Below are 22,707 nucleotides of genomic sequence, written 5' to 3'. Positions count from 1 at the left end.
AAGCTAAGTGCTGGAGAAGGAGATGAACTAGAGATGGTGGAAGGGCATACATTAAATGAAAAAGAGTTCGTACGTTTTGTTCAGTCACCAATAAATAAAATGAAAGGTTCATGACGGTTAAAATTGCACATTGACCTTCATTTCGTTATAGTTAAATGAACACAACTAGGTCCATTTACGAGCAAGTTTCTTGTGAATGGACCTTTCATATCGTAATACTAATGAAGGAATATCGTTAAATGTCTTGTTGAATGTTGCTGTTTTCGTTAGAATATCAATTGGATGTGATCATATGAAAAGTATGACAGGATTCGGTTCTGCTCGAGTTGAATACGGAGAAGGCCAAATTGTCATTGAAACGAGATCGGTCAATCAACGTTTTTTTGATTGTCAGGTACGACTGTTTCAGTCAGCACCATCTCTTGAAGATGCAATTGCAAAAAAGGTTAAGAGTTTGATTATTCGTGGGAAAGTGGAGGTTTTTGTTCGAATAGAAGGTGAGATAAGAACAAGTCAAGAACTACAAGTAGACGAATTATTAGTTGATCAATATATAGCGACCTTTCATGAGATTCGAAAGAAAGAAACAAATTCGCTTCCATTAGATATTAATCGATTGCTCATGAATGAATCGTTAGTGCGTGTTGCCCATCAAGAGCAGTCGTTTTCTGACGAGTTTGAGCGCTGTGTTCTAAAAGGGGTTGATCAAGCATTACAATCATTATTGAAAATGAGGGGACAGGAAGGCAGCGCTCTGTTGCTTAATATTAAGCAAGAGATTAAACAAGTGACTAATCATTGTGAACATATTGCAGAAGTACTTCCTCGATTATTAGATGAATATAAAAGTCGTTTACACGCTCAAATCAATACGTTGGTTGCCAGTCATGAAATAGATGAGTCACGTATTTTGACGGAGGTAGCGTTGTTAGCTGATAAAGTTGATATAAGTGAGGAAATAGTTCGTTTAAAGACGCATATTCAGCAATTCCTTCGTTATTGCCAATTGAGCGAACCAATTGGGAGAAGATTGGATTTTTTAATTCAGGAAATGAATCGGGAAGTGAATACAATCGGTTCAAAGGCGAGTGATTCCTTTATAAGACAAGAAGTGGTTGAGATGAAAGGTCATCTAGAAAAGGTGAAAGAACAAGTACAAAATATAGAATAATCTAGAAATATTCAGCCATTTCGTATATAGTAAGAATAGTTTGGATAACAATGGAGGGGAAAAGAGCCTTTCCAAAAGTGGGGGTCTATATGAATATAAAATTAATTAACATCGGCTTTGGAAATATCGTTTCAGCAAATCGAATTATTTCGATCGTGAGTCCAGAGTCGGCACCAATCAAACGAATCATTCAAGATGCGCGCGACCGAAATATGTTAATTGATGCTACATATGGACGGCGCACACGTGCGGTAATTATTGCAGATAGTGATCACGTTATTCTAAGTGCGGTACAACCAGAAACAGTGGCACAACGTTTAACAACAAAAGAAGAAGGTTCCGAAGATTCTTAAGTAGGACAGGGTTACATAGATGTAGGAGGTACTCATGAGAAAAGAGAAAGGTCTTTTACTTGTATTGTCTGGGCCAGCTGGTGTTGGGAAAGGAACAGTATGTTCAGCTTTGCGCGAACAAGAAACTGATATTCAATATTCCGTTTCTGCAACAACGAGAGCTCCGCGTGATGGTGAAGTGAATGGCATTAACTATTTCTTTAAGTCAAGAGAAGAATTTAAAGAAATGATCGCACAAGATCGATTACTTGAATGGGCAGAATATGTCGGTAACTTTTATGGTACACCGATTGATTACGTTCAAGAAACGTTAAACAATGGTAAAGATATTATTTTAGAAATAGAAGTACAAGGAGCACTCAAGGTAAAGGAGCGGTTTCCTGAAGGTGTATTCATCTTTCTCATGCCACCTAGTTTAGCAGAATTACGCAATCGTATTGTCGGTCGTGGAACGGAGACAGTTGATGTCATTAATGAACGGATGAATGTTGCAAAAGAAGAAATTGATATGATGAAAAACTATGATTATGTTGTGGAAAATGACCAAGTGGAGCTTGCGGTCGAGCGTATTAAGTCTATAGTCATCGCTGAACATTGTAAAAGAGAACGATTAATTGAAAAATACAAGGAACTTGTGGAGGTAAATTAATGCTATATCCATCGATTGATTCATTGCTAGAAAAATTGGATTCGAAATATACACTTGTAACCGTATCATCTAAACGTGCTAGAGAAATTCGTGAAAATGAAAAACGTACTCCCCTTGTTGAAAGACCCGTATCTTATAAGCCTGTAGGTGTTGCATTAGAAGAGATTGTACATGATCACTTACGTTATGAACGCGTAGAAGCGATCAGAGAAGAATACGGTAAGCATATTTAAACGGGATTAGAAGGTGTCTCATAAGGTTCCAAACCTTTGAGACACCTCATTTTCATTTAAGAGACAAAAAAGCTTCTGGTAGAAGAGAGATTTTTTAAGGAGTGAAACAAAAATGAAGGGGAAGAATGTCGTTATAGCAGTTACAGGAGGAATTGCATCTTATAAAGCTGCAAACTTAACGAGTCAGCTCGTACAAAAAGGTGCAAATGTGAAAGTGATGATGACTGAATCTGCACAAAAATTTGTAACACCCTTAACCTTTCAGGCATTATCGCGTGGACCTGTTTATGTCGATACATTTACTGAACCAGAGCCTGAGAAAATAGCTCATATTGATGTGGCCGATTGGGCAGATGTGATCATTATCGCTCCTGCGACAGCTAATATCATTGCTAAGCTCGCTCAAGGAATGGCTGATGATTTCGTGACGACAAGCCTCCTTGCAACAAAGGCAGAAGTTTATATCGCGCCTGCCATGAACGTTCACATGTATGAACACCCGGCGGTTCAGCGTAATATGGCTATATTGCGACAGGATGGCTTTTCATTTATTGAAGGAGAAGAAGGGTATCTTGCCTGTGGTTGGGTTGGAAAAGGACGAATGGCAGAGGCTGAAGTGATTTTGGATATAGTAGACAAGCATTTCAATCGCTCACAATTATTACTAGGCAAGAAAGTCGTTATTACTGCTGGTCCGACACAAGAAAAAATTGACCCTGTGCGTTACTTTACCAATCATTCCTCGGGGAAAATGGGCTATGCACTAGCTGAGGCTGCGAAACAATTAGGTGCTGAAGTAACTCTAATTTCCGGTCCGACCTCTTTAGAACATCCTACTGGAGTAAATGTCGTTGCAATTACGTCGGCAGAGGAAATGTATCATGCTGTTGATGAGGCTTTTACACAGTCAGATATACTTATTAAAGCAGCGGCAGTGGCTGATTATACACCGAAAAACGTATACGACCAAAAAAGAAAGAAACAACAAGGTGAATGGTCCATTGAAATGGAACGTACCGTTGATATTCTCCAAACGATCTCTACAAAGAAAACACCTTCGCAAGTTATCGTTGGTTTTGCTGCGGAATCAGAAAAGGTAGTTGAGTATGCGAAAAAGAAGCTTGAAAAAAAGAACCTAGATTTAATCGTAGCTAATAATATTAGTGAAGTAGGGTCTGGGTTTAAAGGCGATACAAACCAAATTACAATTATTCATCGAAATGGTGAAATGAAACCATTTCCAATGCTTTCGAAACAGGAAGCTGCTTTTCGTATTTTAGAAGAGACAATGCTGTATATGAAGAAGGTGCACTAAGATGTATGCACAAGTCATTGTTGATGTTCCATCTGCTCAAACTGATCGTCAGTTTGATTATGAAATTCCTGATAATTGGAAAAGTATCGTTCAACCAGGTATGCGTGTTGTCGTACCATTTGGCCCTAGAAAAATACAAGGTTTCGTTATGTCTATTTCTGAGCAATCGTCGTATGAGCAAACGAAAGCCATTGCTGATTTATTAGATGCTGAACCGATTCTAGCAGAAGAGTTTCTTCAGCTAGGTAACTGGTTAGCTGAAGAAACTCTAAGCTTTAAAGTTTCTGCTTATCAATTGATGATTCCTGCTGCTTTAAGGACAAAGGTGAAAAAACAACTAAAAGCAAATGAAATAGAAAGCCTCCCTACTCATCTAAAGAGTTTGTTTGATCAAGGAAAGGTTTATCAATGGGATGAGCTAATAAAAGAAGGGGCTTCAGTTTTATCTGATGTACAAGCGGAGGTTAAAAAGGGCACGTTAGAAGTAGAGTATGTTGTCATTGAGAAAGGTAAAACGAAAACGCAACGTTTAGTTCAGCTTAACATGTCATTAGACCAAGCTTTATCGTTGTTAACGAAACGTGCCAATAAGCAAATAGAGCTTGTCCATATTTTAAGTAAACAGCCAGGTCCTATTTCAATTCAAGCCTTAGTAGAAGAAGGACAAACGACACGTGCTTCAATAAAGCCTTTACGTGAAAAAGGTATTATTAAGGAAGTTGATCAAGAGGTTTATCGAGATCCCTTATCTGGCCTACAATTTGAACGAACAGATCCATTAAAATTGACGAATCAGCAGCAACAGGTTGTAGATCAAGTGAATCCTTGTATCAAAAAAGAAGAGCATGATGTTTTTTTATTACACGGTGTGACTGGTAGTGGTAAGACGGAAGTGTATTTACAAGTTATTCAACAAGCGCTAAATCTTCAAAAAGAGGCGATTATGCTTGTACCAGAAATTTCGTTAACGCCACAAATGGTGAATCGTTTTAAAGGTCGTTTTGGTTCAGAAGTAGCCGTTTTACATTCTGGCTTATCAATGGGAGAGAAGTATGATGAATGGCGAAAAATTAAACGAAAAGAAGTGAAAGTTGTTGTCGGTGCTCGCTCGGCGATATTTGCTCCGTTTGATCGTTTAGGTATGATCATTATTGACGAAGAGCATGAAACAAGCTATAAGCAAGAAGAGAATCCACGATATCATGCTCGTGATGTTGCTATATGGCGTGCGCAATATCATCAATGCCCTGTTATATTAGGTAGTGCTACTCCATTGCTTGAAACGTATGCCAGGGCGAAAAAAGAAGTCTATCAGCTATTAACGTTGGATGAACGAGTTCAGAATCGGAAAATGCCAGAAGTACATATAGTTGATATGAGAGAGGAGCTTCGAGAGGGTAATCGTTCAATGTTCTCCTCAGTCCTATTTGAAAAATTAAAAGATCGGGTAGCTAAAGGAGAACAAAGCGTGCTTTTCTTAAATCGAAGGGGGCATTCTACGTTTGTTATGTGTCGAGATTGCGGATATGTTGCCACATGTGAATCTTGCGATATTTCACTTACGTATCATCGTAGTCAAAACCGGTTAAAATGCCATTATTGTGGCCATGAAGAATCTATGCCACGTACGTGCAAATCATGTGGAAGTGAGCATATTCGCTTCTTTGGTTCAGGTACCCAAAAGGTTGAAGAAGAATTGACTCGTGTATTACCAGAAGCGAGAGTGATTCGCATGGATGTTGATACGACACGTCGCAAGGGATCACACGAACGGCTATTATCAGCATTTGAAAAAAAGCAAGCTGATATCTTACTTGGGACACAGATGATTGCGAAAGGTCTAGATTTTCCAGCTATTACGTTAGTCGGTGTATTAGCAGCGGATTCAATGCTTCACATTCCTGATTTTCGTTCTGCAGAAAGAACCTTTCAATTACTAGAACAAGTTAGTGGACGTGCAGGCCGCCATGAGCTCTCTGGCGAAGTTGTCATACAATCGTATTCACCAGAACATTATAGCATTGATCTCGTTAAAGCGCATGATTATCAAGCTTTTTTTCAAACAGAAATGAACCAAAGAAAGTTTGGACAGTATCCTCCTTATGTGTATATGACTCTTATTACGATATCTCACCAAGAGCTAATGAAGGTGATAGACGTTTCTGAAACCGTGGTTGCCTTTTTAAGAAGAGAACTATCAACAGAAACAACCGTGTTAGGACCTGTTTCTTCGCCATTAGCACGTATAAAGGATAGATATCGTTATCAATGCATGATAAAATACAAAAACGAACCAAAGCTAAGAAAAGTGTTAATTGAAATTAGAGAGCATTATCAGCGTGAGTTAAATAAAGGCTTACAGCTCACTATTGATCTTCAACCCTATTTATTTACATAAAAGATCGTTATTGAAGAAAGAAGGCGGTTAAAAAATGAAAATAGTATTTATGGGGACGCCGGATTTTGCGGTTCCCGTATTACGTTCGTTAGTGGAGTCAAATAATGAAGTGGTCGCAGTCGTTACGCAACCAGATCGTCCAGTAGGGCGAAAAAAGGTACTAACTCCACCTCCTGTTAAAGTCGAAGCACTTGCACATGAAATTTCTGTTTTACAGCCAGAAAAGATAAAGGATACGACTGAAGTGGAAAGGGTGCTTGAATTTGAACCAGATTTAATTGTAACGGCGGCATTTGGTCAAATTTTGCCGAAAGAATTACTGGAATACCCAACGTTAGGCTGTATTAATGTACATGCTTCGTTATTGCCGAGATATCGAGGAGGTGCTCCGATTCATCAAGCGATCATCGATGGTGAAAAAGAAGCAGGAGTAACAATTATGTACATGGTTGAAAAGTTAGATGCAGGAGATATGCTTTCTTATGTGAAGGTTCCGATTGAAGAGCATGACCATGTTGGGACATTACATGATAAGTTAAGTAATGAGGGGGCAAGGCTTCTCCTTTCAACCATTCCTAATATCGTTAGTGGAAAGGCTAAAGCGATCCCACAAGATGAATCTCAAGTCACTTTTGCCCATAACATTACAAGAGAGATGGAGAAGATTAATTGGGAGCAAACAGGTGAAGAAATCTATAATCACATTAGAGGTCTTCATCCATGGCCAGTTGCATATACAAAGTTAAATGATAAAGGTCTTAAAGTGTGGTGGGGAGAAAAGGTTTCAAAAGAAGGAACGTTTGAACCAGGTGTCATTGAAAGAATTGAGGAAGATGGAATTATTGTTGCTACTGGAAATACGACTTCTATTAAAATAACTGATTTACAACCAGCTGGTAAGAAGAGGATGGATGGTTCATCATTTATCCGAGGTGCGGGGGCATCTCTTACAGTTGGAATGAGGGTTGGAGATGAGTAAGCTCGTACGTGAAGTAGCACTAGATGCTTTATTACAAGTGGAAGAGAATCAAGCTTACAGTAACTTGTTATTAAATCAAAAAATTAAACAAAATAATTTTTCAAAACAGGATGTAGGTTTGATGACAGAAATGGTTTATGGAACTGTTCAACGGAAAAATACATTGGATTATTATTTAACACCCTATGTAAAAAATGGATTTGAATCGATTGAACAATGGGTTCACGTTCTATTACGTTTATCAATTTATCAAATGGTATTTTTAGATCGTGTACCTGATAGAGCTGTTATCCATGAAGCGGTTACGATCGCCTCGAAACGAGGTCATCAAGGGATTAGTGGAATGGTGAACGGTATTTTACGTTCCTTTCAACGTCAGGGGCCACCTAGTTTTCATTCTATAAAAAACAAGAAAAAAGCTATGGCACTTGAGTTAAGCTTTCCAAAATGGCTCATTTCGAGATGGATTGAGCAATATGGCGAAGAAGAAACGATGAAAATCTGTCAAATGAGTCATCACCCCCCCGCAGTCTCGGTTCGTGTAAACCGAATGAAAACAACTGTAGCAGGCGCTATAGAAGCACTGCAAAACGAAGGGGTTGTAGTGGAAAGAGGGTATTTATCTGAAGACGGACTAATTATAAAGGCTGGACATGTTCTCACTACAAATGCTTATCGAAATGGTCTGCTTACGGTTCAGGACGAAAGCTCAATGCTCGTTGCAAAAGCACTTGATGTGAAAGAAGGCATGGAAATTATCGATGCTTGTGCAGCCCCAGGTGGAAAAACGACTCATATTGCAGAAATGATGAATAACGTCGGTCGTTTGTACTCTTTTGATCTACATGAGCATAAGATTTCTCTTATTCGTGAACAAACTGCTCGTCTTGGCTTAACGAATGTTAAGGCAGTCGCCTTTGATGCAAGAAAGCTTGATGACTATGTCGGAGAGAAGCAATTTGATCGTGTACTAGTAGACGCACCGTGCTCAGGTTTTGGAGTGATTCGTCGCAAGCCTGATATTAAATGGAACAAAAAACCTTCAGATATTGAAGCGATTCAGACCGTTCAAATGGAATTGCTATCTTCGTTAAGTAAGCATGTGAAAAAAGGTGGAAAAATCCTTTACAGTACATGTACAATTGATAAAGAGGAAAATGAAGGAACAGTCGAGAATTTCTTAAAGAATCATTCCGAGTTTCAGTTAGATCATTCATTAACAGCAAGGTTACCTGAGAAGCTTAGTGAAATTGGACGCTTTAAGGCAGGGATGGTTACCATTTTGCCTCAGGATTTCGAAACAGATGGTTTTTTTATTGCTTGTTTTGAAAAAAGGTGAAAGATTGAACAAATACAATTCGGGTGATTGAGAGATGAGAAGAGGTGATTAGGAGATGGAGTTTGCATTTCAAACAGATTCTGGAATGGTGCGGCCACATAATGAAGATAGTGGCGGTATTTTTAAAAATAACGTTGGTATTCTGGCCATTGTAGCTGATGGTATGGGTGGGCACCAAGCAGGAGATGTGGCTAGCTCAATGACTACAGAATATTTTCGTTCTCTTTGGGAGCAAAAAGAAGAAAGAATGACGATTGATGAATCAGAAAAATGGCTAATCGATCATTTTAACAAGATAAACGAAAAGCTTTTTCAACATGCCAATGAACATGAAGAATGTAAAGGCATGGGAACGACATTGGTGGTTGCAATATGTACAAATGAATATGTATCGATTGCTCATATCGGTGATAGTCGTGCCTATGTCCAAAATCAAAATGGTTTTCAATTAAAGACAAATGATCACTCACTCGTACAGGAGCTTGTAAATACTGGTCAAATTTCAGAAGAAGAAGCGGAGCATCATCCACGTAGGAATGTTATATTACGTGCACTAGGGACAGGTCTAGATATTAAAGTAGATGTATCTACATTTCAAGCTGATGAGAGTGATTATGTGTTTCTTTGTTCGGATGGATTAACCGATAAGTTATCTAAAGAGGATATTGCGGAACAATTACAAACGAATGATGAAATTCAACAGAAGGCTAACAATTTGATTCAACTTGCTAATGAACGTGGTGGCGAAGACAACATAACAGTTGCCATTATTTCAATGTCTTTAGTAAGGTCCGATGGGAGTTCGAGTTAATGAAAGGACAACGAATAAGTGGACGTTATCACATTCTTGAGATGATTGGTGGTGGAGGGATGGCAAATGTGTATAAAGCACATGATGTCATCCTTGATCGTGAAGTTGCTGTTAAAGTTCTGCAGCCACAATTTTCGAGTGATGAACAATTTATCCATCGTTTTCGAAGAGAAGCTCAAGCTGCCACAAGCTTGAACCATCCGAATATTGTCAATATTTATGATGTTGGTGAAGAGGGTGATACGTATTACATTGTGATGGAATATGTTGAAGGTCAAACGTTAAAAGAATTAATCCAAATGAAGGGAGCACTTGATGTCGAGGAAGCGGTTGGCTACATGGAACAAATGCTTTCCGCGCTCTCTCATTCTCATGCAAACCAACTTGTTCATCGTGATATTAAGCCCCATAATATTTTAGTTCGTCATGACGGACTTTTGAAGGTGACAGATTTCGGTATCGCACGTGCTATATCTGCGGCAACCATTACTCATACAAATTCAGTTATGGGTTCGGTTCAGTATTTATCGCCTGAGCAAGCACGTGGAGGTCAAGTAACGTTTAAATCTGATATTTATTCACTAGGTATTGTCTTTTATGAAATGGTAACTGGAAGGATTCCCTTTTCTGGAGACACAGCCGTTTCAATTGCGATTAAGCATTTGCAGCACGATACTCCTTCTATTAAAGATCTGAATGATCAGTTACCTCAAAGTATCGATAATATGATCAAAAGAGCGACGGAAAAAGATCCATTGAAGCGTTATGATTCGATTCAAGATATGGAGGAGGATCTATCTACTGTACTGCATCCTAGTAGATTAGAAGAAGAACCTTACAATCAAACAGTTGATGAAGAAGCGACAAAAGTGATTCCAGTTATTAAAGATGAGGATTTAGAAAAAACGATTGAGGCACCAGTCGAAAAAGAAATAGAACAAACGGAAGAAAAGACAACGACACCTCCTAATAAAAAGAAGAGAAAAAAAAATAAAAAACTAATGATCTTATTGACGGTATTTGCCATATTACTAGGGGCAGTTATTATTGCATTTACCGTGATTCCGCGTTTATTACACGTCAATGAAGTGGAAGTGCCTGATTTTACTGAAATCCCTTTTGAGGATGCAGAAGAGGAATTAATTGAATTAAAGTTAATAGCAGAACGAGAAGATGTGTTTCATGAATCAGTTCCAAATGAACACGTCGTTCGACAAAATCCATTGCCTGGCTCAATGGTAAAGGAGCAAGCACCTATTACACTGTTTGTTTCTTTAGGTCAAGAAGAAATGGAGATCGATGATTATGTTGGTACGAATATAGATCGTGCTGAAGCATTATTAGAAAGCCAAGGATTCACAGTTAATAGAGATACACGTGAAACAAATGAGGAAGAACCAGGAATCGTGCTAGAGCAAGACCCGAGTGGTGGGGAAATGGTAGTTCCAGCAGAAACGACGGTTACACTAACCTATAGTGTTGAAGCGCCAATTCGTTTACAAAACCTTGTGGGTCTAGAGGAGTCAGCTGTACAGGACTATTTTGCTGAGGTAGACCTGAATGGTGATTTCGTCGAAGAATATTCATCAGCGGTAGAAGAAGGCCGGGTCATTAGGCAGGATCCGGGTGCTTTCACGATGTTATCAAAAGGGGATTCTGTCACTGTCATCATTTCTCAAGGACCAGAACCAGAACCCGAGCCAGAAGAGGAACCATCAAAGTTCTTCTCACAAAATTACCGAATTGTAGTAGAAGATGAAAATGGAAATAACTCATACCGTATTAAAATTGTATATCGTGATGCTTCAACAAATGGAGAAGATCAAGTATATGTTGAAGAACAAATAAGTGAAACAGTGACCTACCGCATTCAATTGGAAGTCAGTTCATCATATCCCGGATCGTATGATGTATATGTAGACGAAGAGTTAGTTGAACAATCAGATGTATTTCATTTTGATGACTAAACATACTAAAAACGATTGCATTCGTGGGCTTTTAAGAACGTAGCTATTGAACATCCTGAAGGTAGTGATTTTGCCTTCGGGATCGTTCAAGACCAAAAATCATTTTGATTATTTTAAATTGGAGGTTATGAATGGCAGAGGGTAAGATTATTAAAGCCTTAAGTGGATATTACTATGTGAAAAATGAAGATGGTTTGTTTCAATGTCGAGCACGTGGGAATTTCAGAAAACGGAAAATCAAACCATTAGTAGGTGATGAAGTTCAGTTTGAAGCTGAAAATCGAACAGATGGTTATATATTAGACGTCTCTGAGCGAAAAAATGAATTAATTCGTCCTCCGATAGCAAATATTGATCAGGCTATCCTCGTTTTTTCTGCTTTAGAACCTGATTTCAGCTTACTACTATTGGATCGTTTTCTTGTTCATATTGAAGCGAATGCGATTAAACCTCTCCTTGTTATTAGCAAGGTTGACCTAGTAGATGATGAGCTACTTGCATCATTGCATACATATAAATCTTTATATGAGTCAATCGGCTATACAGTCCTTTTTGCATCTATGAATGAAAAAAGTGATATTAATGATCTAAAGCCTTTTTTAGAGGGGCAAATGAGTGTTGTTGCAGGTCAATCAGGTGTTGGGAAGTCGTCATTATTGAACGTTCTTGATCCAAATCTCGATATTGAAACGAATGAAATTTCTTCTCATTTAGGAAGAGGGAAGCATACAACTACACATGTTGAGCTATTGCCGATAGCCGATGGGTTAGTTGCTGATACTCCTGGATTTAGTTCTCTTGACTTTGTTGATATATTGCCTGAGGAGTTGTCGTTATATTTTCTTGAAATGAAAGAGCTGTCGACAGAATGTAAGTTCAGAGGGTGTACACATAGCTCTGAGCCACATTGTGCTGTGAAGAAAGCATATGAAAAAGGGGAGATTGCTCAATCGCGTTTTGAGCATTACCTACAGTTTTTAGATGAGATAAAAAATCAAAAAAAGAGGTATTGAAAGATATGGTAAAAATAGCACCTTCCATTTTATCAGCAGACTTTGCAAAGCTTGGTGAAGAAATTAAAGATGTAGAAAAAGGTGGGGCCGACTATATTCATGTTGATGTCATGGATGGTCATTTTGTTCCAAATATCACAATAGGACCTCTAGTCGTTGAAGCGATAAGACCTGTTACACATTTAACACTAGATGTCCATTTGATGATAGAGAATCCAGATAAGTATATTCCACTCTTTGCAAAAGCGGGAGCAGATATCATTTCTGTTCATGTAGAAGCTTGTCCTCACCTTCATCGTACGATTCATCATATAAAAGATTTAGGAATTAACGCAGGTGTCGTACTTAATCCTGCTACTCCTGTTTCAATGATAGAAACAATCATTGACGATGTTGACCTTGTATTACTTATGACCGTTAATCCGGGCTTCGGTGGTCAAACATTTATTCCTACTGTATTAAGTAAGATACAAGAAGTATATTCGCTCGCACAAGAAAGAGGACTGAATATTGATATTGAAGTAGATGGAGGTGTAAATGAAGAGACTGCGAAGCAATGCATAGAGGCTGGTGCGAACGTCCTAGTTGCAGGCTCATCTATTTACAATATGAATAATCGTAAACAAGCAATAGAAGTTTTAAGAGGTGAATAATTAAGAAAGGGCACTGAAAAAGTTTGTCTTCTAACTTTTTTGGTGCCCTTTTTGCAATGTGCGAAACCGTGGTGTAGTATCATAGAATCAGAATGTGTAAAATTTCAGAAGGAAGTGTGGGAGGAACCGAATGAAGCTAGAGGGACAGTTCAAAGGAGAGTGTTGGCTCGCTCGTTACTCGTATTTATGAAAGAACTCCACTTTCATAAAAACTTAAACCTGTTGTAACGGCTCCGCACAATGCTTATAAGAAAAGACCGCCACCACGGTTTTTCTTAGGTCACTTTTCAATAAGAATCATCATATATTGTGGATTGAGGGCATATGTTTAAAGGTGAAGGAATAAAGTCAAGTTTAATATGAAATGAATTTGAAAAAATGGGGAATAGAATCTTGTTCACGCATATAATTGAAAGAGGATAGGTCGTTCTATTGGTCAAAATGATTCGAGTCATTCTTGATCAAGCCCAACTGTATCGTAAGCAGTTTCACCTTTAGCGATCAGCAACAACCTTATTCATTTGGTTACTTATGTTGAGGAGGAGGAGCTATGAAATTTTACACGATTAAGCTACCAAAATTTTTAGGCGGTATTGTCAAAGCGGTATTGAATTCATTTAAAAAAGGATAATGAAAAGAGGGTGTTTCACAAGTTCTACATAGAACATGGAAACACCCTCTGTGTAAGGGGCTTATAAAGCCTTACACACGTTGTACTTTACCTGATTTAAGTGCGCGAGCAGATACGTAAACACGTTTTGGCTTACCATCTACAAGAATACGAACCTTTTGTACATTTGCACCCCAACGACGCTTTGTTTTATTCAGAGCGTGAGAACGCTTATTGCCACTACGTGCTTGCTTACCAGTAATATAACATTTACGTGCCATCATATGCACCTCCTTATTTCCGATGCGAAACGCTCAATTTCATACTTAGATATAGTAGCATAGCACATGGTTGATTGCAATAACTTACTGAAAACTTTATCAAGTAATCTTGCTTGACAGTTCAAATCTGAGATTTGCTTTTAAAATGAAGGATTGTATAGTAAAATAACATTACTAAGGGATGTTAAGGAATGAGGAGGTTGGATCAATGACAATTGAAATGAAAACTCAACTAGGAATTGTGGATATATCAAAAGATGTTGTTGCGACCATTGCAGGTGGTGCGGCCATTGATTGCTACGGCATTGTTGGAATGGCATCGCAAAAACAATTGAAGGATGGGTTATCTGATTTACTAGGTAAAGAAAATTTCAGGCGCGGAGTAGTCATTCGTGAAGAAATGGAGCAAATCCATATTGATATGTATATTATTGTGAGCTATGGAACGAAAATATCAGAGGTGGCTTATAATGTACAGACGAAAGTAAAGTACCAATTAGATCAAATGTTAGGGCTAGATGTAGATTCTGTGAACATTTTTGTTCAAGGAGTCCACGTCACGAACCCATAAGATGTAAGGAGGAAATGTTCGTGGCAATGAAGCGAATTGAAGGGAATAAGCTTGCTCAAATGTTTATAGAAGGTGCAGCAAATTTAACAAACCATGTTAAGGTTGTGGATGCATTAAATGTATTCCCTGTGCCAGATGGGGATACAGGGACCAATATGAATCTTTCTATCACTTCAGGTGTGAAAGAAGTAAAGCAGCAACTACATGGAAATGCCAGTCAAGTTGCCTCTGCTTTTGCAAAAGGCTTGCTAATGGGTGCAAGAGGGAACTCAGGTGTTATTTTGTCACAGTTATTTCGTGGGTTTTCAAAAGAACTCGAAGGGAAACAGACTGTCACTTCTGAAGGTTTTGCGATGGCGCTCCAGCATGGTGTCGAAACGGCATATAAGGCAGTAATGAAACCAGTGGAAGGTACCATTTTGACAGTTGCAAAGGATGCAGCGAAGGTAGCTGAGAAGGTTTCACAAAAGGATGATAACCTCATTCATGTGATGGAGGCTACATTGGAAGAAGCTAATCGATCATTAAAGAGGACTCCTGATCTATTACCTGTTTTAAAAGAGGTTGGCGTAGTTGATTCTGGTGGACAAGGGTTAGTATACATTTATGAAGGTTTTTTAGCTGTGTTAAAAGGAGAAAAGCTTGCAACAACGAATCAAGAAGCACCGTCTATGGATGATCTAGTAAAAGTAGAACACCACAATGCTCAAAGTCACCTTGCTACTGAAGATATCGAATTTGGCTTTTGTACAGAGGTTATGGTTCAATTTGCAGACGATAAGCTAGCAAAACACCCTTTTAACGAACCTGAATTTCGTCAGGAATTAAGTGAGTTAGGGGATTCACTATTAGTTGTGTCAGATGAAGATTTATTAAAAGTACATATACACGCAGAGCATCCAGGAGAGGTACTAAATAAGGCGCAACGATTCGGTGAGCTCGTTAATATTAAGATTGAAAATATGCGAATGCAACATACTAATTTATTAGAAGAGTCAAAGCAACATCATGAACAAGAAAGACAACTTAATCAATCTCAAAATCAAAGTGAGTATGGTATTGTAACCGTTTCGATGGGGAAGGGAATTGCAAAACTGTTCAAAGGCTTAGGAGCTAGTGTTGTGATTCCAGGTGGACAAACGATGAATCCTAGTACCGAAGATATTATTAAGGCGATTAGGGAGACCAATGCTGAAAAAATTATCATTTTGCCGAATAATGGTAATATCATTATGGCTGCGGAGCAAGCTGCAGAAGTTGCTGAAGAAGATGTTATCGTTGTCCCTTCTAAAACAGTCCCACAAGGGTTAGCAGCAGTATTAGCATTTAACCCATCTCAATCACTTGAGAATAATCAAGATACAATGAAAGGTGCATTAACATCTGTTAAATCTGGACAAGTTACGTATGCCGTTCGAGATACGACTATTGATGGTGTGGAAATTAAAAAAGAAGATTATATGGGCATTGCAGATAAAAAGATTGTTAGTTCTGGACAAAGCCTTCTAGAAGTCACGAAAGATTTATTAGATGAAATGATTGATGAAGATTCAGAAATTGTGACGTTATTACAAGGTGAAGATGCAACGGATGAAGGAACAAAGGAAATCGTTCACTACATTGAAGAGAAATATAAAGATGTAGAAGTTGATGTTCATCAAGGTGACCAGCCACTTTATTCTTATTTGTTGTCAGTTGAATAAAAAATGATACGAAAAGGGAGTTGTCGGAAATGTCTACGATTAAAATTGTGACAGATAGCACCGCAGATATCCCCAATACGTTAGCCGAAGAATTAGGAATTACCGTTGTCCCATTGAATGTAATTTTTTCAGATGAAGAAGCTTATGAAGATGGTGTCACTCTTACTGCGGATCGATTTTATGAATATGTAAAAGAGCGTAATGTCATTCCTTCAACCTCTCAGCCGACTCCTTATCAATTTGAGGAATTGTATCGTTCGTTGTCAGACAAAGATACCGAAATTATTTCTATTCATTTATCTTCTAAATTAAGTGGAACATATCAGGCTGCAACCATTGCAAAGCAAGCTTTGGAAATGGATTCGATTCATGTGATTGACTCAAAGAGAGCTTCATATGCGATTGGTATTATCGTTGTCGAAATAGCGAAATATGCAAAGTCAGGCAGGAGCTTAGAGGACTGTCTATCGAGGTTGGAAGAGTTACTTAACGATACAACCGTTTATTTTATGGTCGATACATTAGAATATTTGCAAAAAAATGGCCGGATTGGTAAAGCATCAGCATTATTAGGCTCAATGTTGAAAATTAAGCCGATCCTCTCATTAAATGAAGCAGGAGAAGTGTATTCATTTGAAAAGGCTAGAGGTCAAAAGAAGGCACTAAATCGAATACTTGAAGTGTTTGATGAACAATTTGGGAAAGAACCTGTACATGTAGGCATTTCTCATGCAATTAATGAACAATATGCTCATGATGTTTTGTCACTATGCCAGCAAAGGTTTAATGTTCAAAGTGATGTGGTTACATCTATAGGAGCAGTCATTGGAGCACATGTCGGGCCTGGAACGATTGCTATTTCAATCACACGGGCAACGAATGAAGTCGTTGAATGATATAAATATTCGTAAAAGCAGTTATTAAGGGCACTGAAAAAGTCCTTTCTAGTCACTCAAGGAAGAGTAATGGCTCCGCTCGTTGCGCGTCTTGCTATGAGAAACCCACTCATATCAAGGCTTTCAAAATCGGGCAACGGCTACGCACATTACTTAAAGCCACTGAAAAAGTTTGGTTTTAACTTTTTCAGTGGCTTTTGATTTTTAACTTTTTCAGTGCCCTTTAAGCAATGTACGAAACGGTTGGTACTGAAAAAAGCTGATTTGTACATTTCAGTGGACTTGAGTTATCTCGTTCGTTAATCGGAAAGCTCCTTTTTCTTCCTTCAGATAAAATATGTTAAAATAAGCTTGAATGGTTGTTAGAAATGAGGTGAAGGGACATGCAACATTTACCTATAAAAGAGGTAAAAGGAATAGGTGAAGAAACAGCAGTTCAGCTTGCTGACCTTCGAATTCATACTATTGCTGAATTAATTGAACACTTTCCTTATCGGTATGAAGATTATCAAATTAAAGATTTACATCAAGTGAAACATGAGGAACGAGTGACGGTAATCGGTACGATTCAATCTGAGCCCTCTATTAGGTATTATGGAAAAAAGAAAAATCGTCTATCATTTAGGATGTTAATAAATGGCGTATTGGCAACCGTAACTTTTTTTAATCGTGCATTTTTAAAGAAGCAAATTGTAGTAGGTGCTGAAGCGACTGTAACGGGTAAATGGGATCAACACCGACTAATGATTACAGGATCGGAGTTTAAGCAAGGTAATCAAGAACGTGACCAAACATTGATGCCCATTTATTCAACAACAGGCTCATTAACGATTAAGAAAATGAGAAAGTATATCCAACAAGCTCTCCTTCAATATAAAAGTGAAATCATTGACCCGCTACCAGCTTCTTACTTGCAGGCATATAAGCTTCCGAATAAAGTACAAACGATACAGGAGTTGCATTTCCCTTCTAGTCATGAGGCTTTAAAACATGCAAGAAGACGTATGGTCTATGAGGAGTTTTTATTCTTTCAATTAAAAATGCAAGCTTTTCGAAAGATTTCACGAGAACACTCAAATGGTCAGAGCTTAAATATAAAAGATGAAGCTGTTCAAGCTTTTGTTTCACATTTGTCCTTCCCACTTACAGGTGCACAAAGTCGAGTTAAGGATGAAATTATTGAGGATATAAAATCCTCTTATCAAATGAATCGCTTATTACAAGGTGATGTTGGATCAGGAAAGACAGTTGTGGCAGCAATCGCTATGTATGCTGTTGTTGAAGCTGGTTATCAAGCAGCTCTTATGGTTCCAACTGAAATCTTAGCAGAACAGCATGTCCAATCGTTACAAGTATTATTTGAGCCGTTCGGCATAGATGTAGAATTGTTAACCGGATCGGTAAAAGGACGTAAACGAAAGGACTTACTGGCAAATGTTTTAACAGGGACAACAAAAGTCATTGTAGGGACACATGCACTCATTCAAGATGATGTACAATTTTCAAGGTTAGGGCTTGTCATTACTGATGAACAGCATCGCTTTGGCGTTAATCAAAGAAGGATTCTTCGTGATAAAGGACAACACCCTGATGTACTCTTTATGACGGCTACTCCTATCCCCAGGACGTTGGCGATCTCTGTTTTTGGTGATATGGATGTATCGATCATTGATGAGATGCCGGCGGGACGTAAAGCGATAGAGACTTATTGGGCTAAGCCTGATATGCTAACGAGAGTATTAGATTTCACTGAAAAAGAGCTAAAAAAAGGTAGACAAGTATATGTCATTTGTCCATTAATAGAGGAATCTGATAAGCTTGACGTTCAAAATGCAATTGATGTTCATCTATTGTTACAGCAGCATTTTGAAGGGAAATGGAAAGTCGGATTAATGCATGGGAGATTGCACCCGACCGAAAAAGAGGAAGTAATGAATGCATTTAGTCAAAACGAAACGCAAATATTGGTGTCAACAACTGTTGTAGAAGTTGGAGTAAACGTTCCGAATGCGACAGTGATGATTATTTATGATGCCGAGCGCTTTGGGCTTGCTCAACTCCATCAACTAAGAGGAAGAGTTGGAAGAGGCGATGCTCAATCGTACTGTATATTATTAGCTGACCCTAAGTCGGAAATTGGAAAAGAACGTATGAAGATTATGACTGAATCGAATGATGGTTTCGTTCTCTCTGAAAAGGATTTAGAATTACGGGGGCCAGGAGATTTCTTTGGGTCTAAACAAAGTGGATTGCCTGAATTTAAAGTAGCCGATGTCGTTCATGATTATCGAGCATTAGAAGTGGCAAGACAAGATGCTCAATCACTTATTTTTTCTAACTCGTTTTGGAAGGAAGGAGAATTTGCTTTACTTCGGGAATATTTAGAAAAAGAAGGCGTATTGGATGGGCAAAAAATTGATTAACTATTGAAATCAACTTGTACCAATTATATACTACTCTTAGTACCTAGTAATAAAAGTGAATAGTTGTGGATGGTGAAACCGATGAAAATTAAAAAGAAGGAACGCCAAACACGTTTACAAGAAATGTTGCAGTTAAATCCATTTTTAACCGATGAGGATTTATCAGAAGCATTTTCTGTTAGTATACAAACGATACGGCTCGACCGATTGGAATTATCGATACCTGAACTGAGGGAGCGTATTAAGGGAGTAGCTCAAAAGCAGCTTGATGAGTTAAAAGCACTTTCCCCCGATGAAGTGATAGGAGAGATCGTCGACCTTCAACTTGATCAACGTGCGATATCAATACTAGATGTCAAAGAGGAACACGTGTTCACTCGCACAGGAATAGCCCGAGGTCATCATTTGTTTGCGCAGGCAAATTCTTTGGCAGTTGCTATTATTAACGATGAAATGGCTTTAACGGCTAAAGCTAATATTCGTTTCTCGCGTCAAGTACAAGCTGGGGAACGAGTGATTGCTAAAGCGAGTGTTTCAGGAAATCAACGTGAGCGAACGATCGTTCACGTGAAAAGCTATGTCGGAGATGAGTTAGTATTTTCAGGAGAATTTGTCATGTTCCGATCAGCGGTAAAGGATTCTTAGAAGGAGAGACCATGATGAAAATATCAATTGATGCAATGGGAGGCGACAACGCGCCTAAAGCTCAAGTAGAGGCTGCTCAAAAAGCTGCTCAAACGTATTCCGATTTGGAAATAACTCTTGTTGGTAACGAAGAAGATATTAAGAAATATTTAGTTAAAGAAGAGAGAATATCGATTTTACATACGACTGAAAAGATAAAGGATACTGATCAACCGACGACAGCAGTCAGAAGAAAGAAAGATTCATCCATGGTATTAGCCGTTAGAGAAGTCAAGGAAGGAAGAGCGGATGCAACGATTTCTGCTGGTAATACAGGAGCCTTAATGACGGCTGGTCTGTTACATGTTGGCCGTATTAAAGGGATTGATCGGCCTGCTTTGTCACCAATGTTGCCAACACTAAATGGAAAAGGCTTCTTATTACTTGATGTTGGAGCAAATATGGATGCTAAGCCTAAGCATTTATTACAATATGCTATAATGGGTCATACTTATATGCAGATGGTGCGAAATGTTCGTAAACCTCGCGTTGGTTTATTGAATGTAGGTACTGAAAGCGGAAAAGGAAATGAGCTTACGAAAGATACCTTTTCATTGCTTGAGAATGCTAACATCAATTTTGTTGGTAATATAGAAGCAAGAGATCTACTTAATGGAGTAGCCGATGTCGTTGTAAGCGATGGGTTTTCTGGTAATCTCGTTTTAAAATCCATTGAAGGGACTGCTGGAGCTCTTTTTTCTATTATGAAGAAAGAATTAACAAGCTCACTTTTTTCAAAAATGGCTGCGGCAGCGTTAAAACCACGCTTTCGTAAAATAAAAAATCAAATGAGCTATTCGCAATATGGTGGCGCCGGACTTTACGGTTTAAAAGCACCCTTGATTAAAGCTCATGGATCTTCAGATGAGACGGCTGTTTTTCATGCTATTAGACAAGCGTATGAGATGGTTGATCAGCAAGTGGTCACAATCATTAAAAATGAAGTGGCTAAATCAGTAAATGAGGAATAGGAGAGATAAGATGGGGAAGGTAGCGTTTTTGTTTCCGGGGCAAGGCTCACAATCAGTTGGAATGGGGAAGGATGTAGAGTCTGATTGTTTTTCACGCGCAGACCGAGTTCTCGATTACTCATTGTCAACAATCATGTATGAAGGACCTGAAGAAGAGTTGAAGAAAACAGAGCATACTCAACCAGCACTTGTTACAATGAGCGTTGCACTACTGCAAATGATGCAGGAAGAAGGTTTAATGGCTGATTTCGTTGCCGGTCACAGTCTTGGCGAATACAGTGCTCTAGTTGCAGCAGGAGCGATGAGGTTTGAGGATGCCGTTTATGCTGTGCGTCAACGGGGATTATTTATGGAGGAAGCTGTACCGAATGGTGAAGGGGCAATGGCCGCTGTATTAGGATTGGAGCGTGCTACATTAGAAACAATTTGTACGAGAGCTTATGAGCATAAAGGAATTGTTGAGCTAGCTAATTTAAATTGTCCAGGACAAATCGTCATTTCAGGTTCTGCTGCTGGTGTAAAAGAGGCTAGCAGATTAGCGAAAGAAAAAGGAGCACGTCGCGTCTTACCATTGCAAGTAAGCGGGCCATTTCATTCGTCCCTAATGAAACCAGCTGCAAAAAAGCTCGCAACAGTACTAGCAAAGTTGGACATTCAAGATGCGAACATTTCAGTGATTGCAAATGTGTCTGCATCTCGTGTTGATGATGCCGCAACCATTCGTGAGAACTTGATTCAGCAAGTTTATTCGCCTGTTTTATGGGAGGATACGATCCATACGTTATTAGATAATGGAGTTGACACATTTGTTGAAATAGGAAGTGGCAATGTTTTAACAGGGCTAGTTCGAAAGGTCAATCGAAAAGTAAAAGCGATCTCTGTACAGTCAAAGGAAGATGTTATGAAAGTAAAGGCGCAATTAGAAGGAGTGAGTGAATAATGCTACAAGGTCAAACAGCGATTGTGACAGGCGCTTCTCGTGGGATTGGTCGTGCAACAGCGCTAGAGCTTGGACGTAATGGAGCTAATGTTGTCGTGAATTACGCAGGTAGTCAAGCAAAAGCAGAAGAGGTTGTTACAGAGATAAAAGGATTTGGAGTTGACGCAATTGCCATTCAAGCAAATGTTGCTGATGGAGAACAAGTGAAAGCGTTAATGAAGCAAACCGTTGATGCGTTTGGACGCATTGATATTCTTGTGAACAATGCTGGAATTACACGAGATAACCTGCTAATGCGTATGAAGGATGACGAATGGGATGATGTGATCAACACGAATTTAAAAGGAGTCTTTCAATGTGCAAAGGCAGTAAGTCGCCAAATGATGAAGCAACGATATGGTCGTATTATTAATGTTGCTTCGGTGGTAGCTGTTTTAGGAAACGCCGGTCAAGCGAATTATGTCGCAGCTAAAGCGGGTGTAATCGGGTTAACAAAGACTCTTGCACGGGAGCTAGCTAACCGTAATATTCATGTAAATGCAGTCGCTCCAGGTTTTATTGAAACGGATATGACAGATGAGCTTGGAGAAGATATGAAAGCTCAGTTGTTAAATCAAATTCCACTTGCAACATTAGGTAAGCCGGAAGATATAGCCAATACAATTCGTTTTTTAGCAAGTTCAGATGCGGATTACATGACAGGCCAAACATTACATGTTGATGGCGGAATGGTTATGCCATAAGATT

22 protein-coding genes are annotated in these 22,707 nt (G+C 38.8%); 21 read left to right on the top strand and 1 reads right to left on the bottom strand.

Annotation, left to right across the window (positions count from 1 at the left end):
- Positions 1 to 292: 292 nt before the first annotated feature.
- From ACERJO_RS05175 to spoVM, 13 genes are all read left to right on the top strand, one after another.
- Entirely contained in the window at positions 293 to 1,171 is an 879-nt protein-coding gene (locus tag ACERJO_RS05175; protein WP_373646772.1) for a YicC/YloC family endoribonuclease, read from the top strand.
- Positions 1,172 to 1,260: 89 nt separating this feature from the next.
- On the top strand, positions 1,261 to 1,524 hold the full coding sequence (remA, locus tag ACERJO_RS05170; RefSeq protein ID WP_247103901.1) for an extracellular matrix/biofilm regulator RemA: 264 nt from the start codon (positions 1,261 to 1,263) through the stop codon (positions 1,522 to 1,524).
- 34 nt (positions 1,525 to 1,558) lie between these two features.
- Complete coding sequence (gmk, locus tag ACERJO_RS05165) at positions 1,559 to 2,173, top strand: guanylate kinase (RefSeq protein WP_035340489.1); 615 nt, start codon at positions 1,559 to 1,561, stop codon at positions 2,171 to 2,173.
- Complete coding sequence (gene rpoZ, locus ACERJO_RS05160) at positions 2,173 to 2,406, top strand: DNA-directed RNA polymerase subunit omega (protein WP_247103903.1); 234 nt, start codon at positions 2,173 to 2,175, stop codon at positions 2,404 to 2,406. The genes gmk and rpoZ overlap by 1 nt, the downstream gene beginning before the upstream one ends.
- Before the next feature lie 112 nt (positions 2,407 to 2,518).
- Positions 2,519 to 3,721, top strand: coding sequence for a bifunctional phosphopantothenoylcysteine decarboxylase/phosphopantothenate--cysteine ligase CoaBC (gene coaBC / locus ACERJO_RS05155; protein WP_247103905.1), 1,203 nt, complete (start codon positions 2,519 to 2,521; stop codon positions 3,719 to 3,721).
- Position 3,722: 1 nt separating this feature from the next.
- Positions 3,723 to 6,119: a primosomal protein N' gene (gene priA / locus ACERJO_RS05150; protein WP_373646771.1), complete on the top strand. Its 2,397-nt coding sequence runs from the start codon at positions 3,723 to 3,725 to the stop codon at positions 6,117 to 6,119.
- 34 nt (positions 6,120 to 6,153) lie between these two features.
- Positions 6,154 to 7,098, top strand: coding sequence for a methionyl-tRNA formyltransferase (gene fmt, locus ACERJO_RS05145; protein WP_247103907.1), 945 nt, complete (start codon positions 6,154 to 6,156; stop codon positions 7,096 to 7,098).
- Complete coding sequence (gene rsmB / locus ACERJO_RS05140) at positions 7,091 to 8,437, top strand: 16S rRNA (cytosine(967)-C(5))-methyltransferase RsmB (protein ID WP_247103908.1); 1,347 nt, start codon at positions 7,091 to 7,093, stop codon at positions 8,435 to 8,437. Before fmt ends, rsmB begins: the two co-directional genes overlap by 8 nt.
- Before the next feature lie 55 nt (positions 8,438 to 8,492).
- Complete coding sequence (locus tag ACERJO_RS05135; RefSeq protein WP_373646769.1) at positions 8,493 to 9,248, top strand: Stp1/IreP family PP2C-type Ser/Thr phosphatase; 756 nt, start codon at positions 8,493 to 8,495, stop codon at positions 9,246 to 9,248.
- Positions 9,248 to 11,215, top strand: coding sequence for a Stk1 family PASTA domain-containing Ser/Thr kinase (gene pknB / locus ACERJO_RS05130; RefSeq protein ID WP_373646767.1), 1,968 nt, complete (start codon positions 9,248 to 9,250; stop codon positions 11,213 to 11,215). The genes ACERJO_RS05135 and pknB overlap by 1 nt, the downstream gene beginning before the upstream one ends.
- Before the next feature lie 131 nt (positions 11,216 to 11,346).
- Positions 11,347 to 12,228, top strand: a complete 882-nt coding sequence (gene rsgA / locus ACERJO_RS05125) for a ribosome small subunit-dependent GTPase A (protein WP_373646766.1) — start codon at positions 11,347 to 11,349, stop codon at positions 12,226 to 12,228.
- Between the two features lie 5 nt (positions 12,229 to 12,233).
- The gene (gene rpe, locus ACERJO_RS05120) at positions 12,234 to 12,881 is read left to right on the top strand and encodes a ribulose-phosphate 3-epimerase (protein WP_373646765.1); all 648 of its coding nucleotides are present in this window, start codon (positions 12,234 to 12,236) and stop codon (positions 12,879 to 12,881) included.
- A 550-nt stretch (positions 12,882 to 13,431) separates the two neighbouring features.
- On the top strand, positions 13,432 to 13,512 hold the full coding sequence (spoVM, locus tag ACERJO_RS05115; RefSeq protein WP_247104144.1) for a stage V sporulation protein SpoVM: 81 nt from the start codon (positions 13,432 to 13,434) through the stop codon (positions 13,510 to 13,512).
- A gap of 71 nt (positions 13,513 to 13,583) precedes the next feature.
- Here the strand turns inward: spoVM and rpmB are convergent, their stop codons facing one another.
- Positions 13,584 to 13,772, bottom strand: a complete 189-nt coding sequence (rpmB, locus tag ACERJO_RS05110) for a 50S ribosomal protein L28 (protein ID WP_247103915.1) — start codon at positions 13,770 to 13,772, stop codon at positions 13,584 to 13,586.
- A 208-nt stretch (positions 13,773 to 13,980) separates the two neighbouring features.
- Here rpmB and ACERJO_RS05105 point away from each other — a divergent pair, with 208 nt between their 5' ends.
- From ACERJO_RS05105 to fabG, 8 genes are all read left to right on the top strand, one after another.
- Positions 13,981 to 14,343 carry an Asp23/Gls24 family envelope stress response protein gene (locus ACERJO_RS05105; RefSeq protein WP_247103916.1) on the top strand — a complete coding sequence of 121 codons (363 nt, stop codon included), beginning with the start codon at positions 13,981 to 13,983 and terminating at the stop codon, positions 14,341 to 14,343.
- 20 nt (positions 14,344 to 14,363) lie between these two features.
- Positions 14,364 to 16,046, top strand: coding sequence for a DAK2 domain-containing protein (locus ACERJO_RS05100; protein WP_373646763.1), 1,683 nt, complete (start codon positions 14,364 to 14,366; stop codon positions 16,044 to 16,046).
- A gap of 29 nt (positions 16,047 to 16,075) precedes the next feature.
- Positions 16,076 to 16,942, top strand: coding sequence for a DegV family protein (locus tag ACERJO_RS05095; RefSeq protein WP_247103918.1), 867 nt, complete (start codon positions 16,076 to 16,078; stop codon positions 16,940 to 16,942).
- 383 nt (positions 16,943 to 17,325) lie between these two features.
- Positions 17,326 to 19,365, top strand: a complete 2,040-nt coding sequence (gene recG, locus ACERJO_RS05090; RefSeq protein WP_247103919.1) for an ATP-dependent DNA helicase RecG — start codon at positions 17,326 to 17,328, stop codon at positions 19,363 to 19,365.
- An 81-nt stretch (positions 19,366 to 19,446) separates the two neighbouring features.
- Positions 19,447 to 20,010: a transcription factor FapR gene (gene fapR / locus ACERJO_RS05085; RefSeq protein ID WP_373646762.1), complete on the top strand. Its 564-nt coding sequence runs from the start codon at positions 19,447 to 19,449 to the stop codon at positions 20,008 to 20,010.
- Positions 20,011 to 20,024: 14 nt separating this feature from the next.
- Positions 20,025 to 21,020, top strand: coding sequence for a phosphate acyltransferase PlsX (gene plsX / locus ACERJO_RS05080; protein WP_373646761.1), 996 nt, complete (start codon positions 20,025 to 20,027; stop codon positions 21,018 to 21,020).
- A gap of 10 nt (positions 21,021 to 21,030) precedes the next feature.
- The gene (gene fabD, locus ACERJO_RS05075) at positions 21,031 to 21,960 is read left to right on the top strand and encodes an ACP S-malonyltransferase (RefSeq protein WP_373646759.1); all 930 of its coding nucleotides are present in this window, start codon (positions 21,031 to 21,033) and stop codon (positions 21,958 to 21,960) included.
- On the top strand, positions 21,960 to 22,703 hold the full coding sequence (gene fabG, locus ACERJO_RS05070; protein WP_247103925.1) for a 3-oxoacyl-[acyl-carrier-protein] reductase: 744 nt from the start codon (positions 21,960 to 21,962) through the stop codon (positions 22,701 to 22,703). The genes fabD and fabG overlap by 1 nt, the downstream gene beginning before the upstream one ends.
- Positions 22,704 to 22,707 lie beyond the last annotated feature (4 nt).

Origin of the sequence: Halalkalibacter sp. AB-rgal2 (assembly GCF_041821005.1) — a bacterium.
Classification (GTDB): Bacteria; Bacillota; Bacilli; order Bacillales; family Bacillaceae_D; genus Halalkalibacter.
Note: the sequence above shows the minus strand (reverse complement) of the source record. Positions and strands in the feature narration are given on the sequence as shown.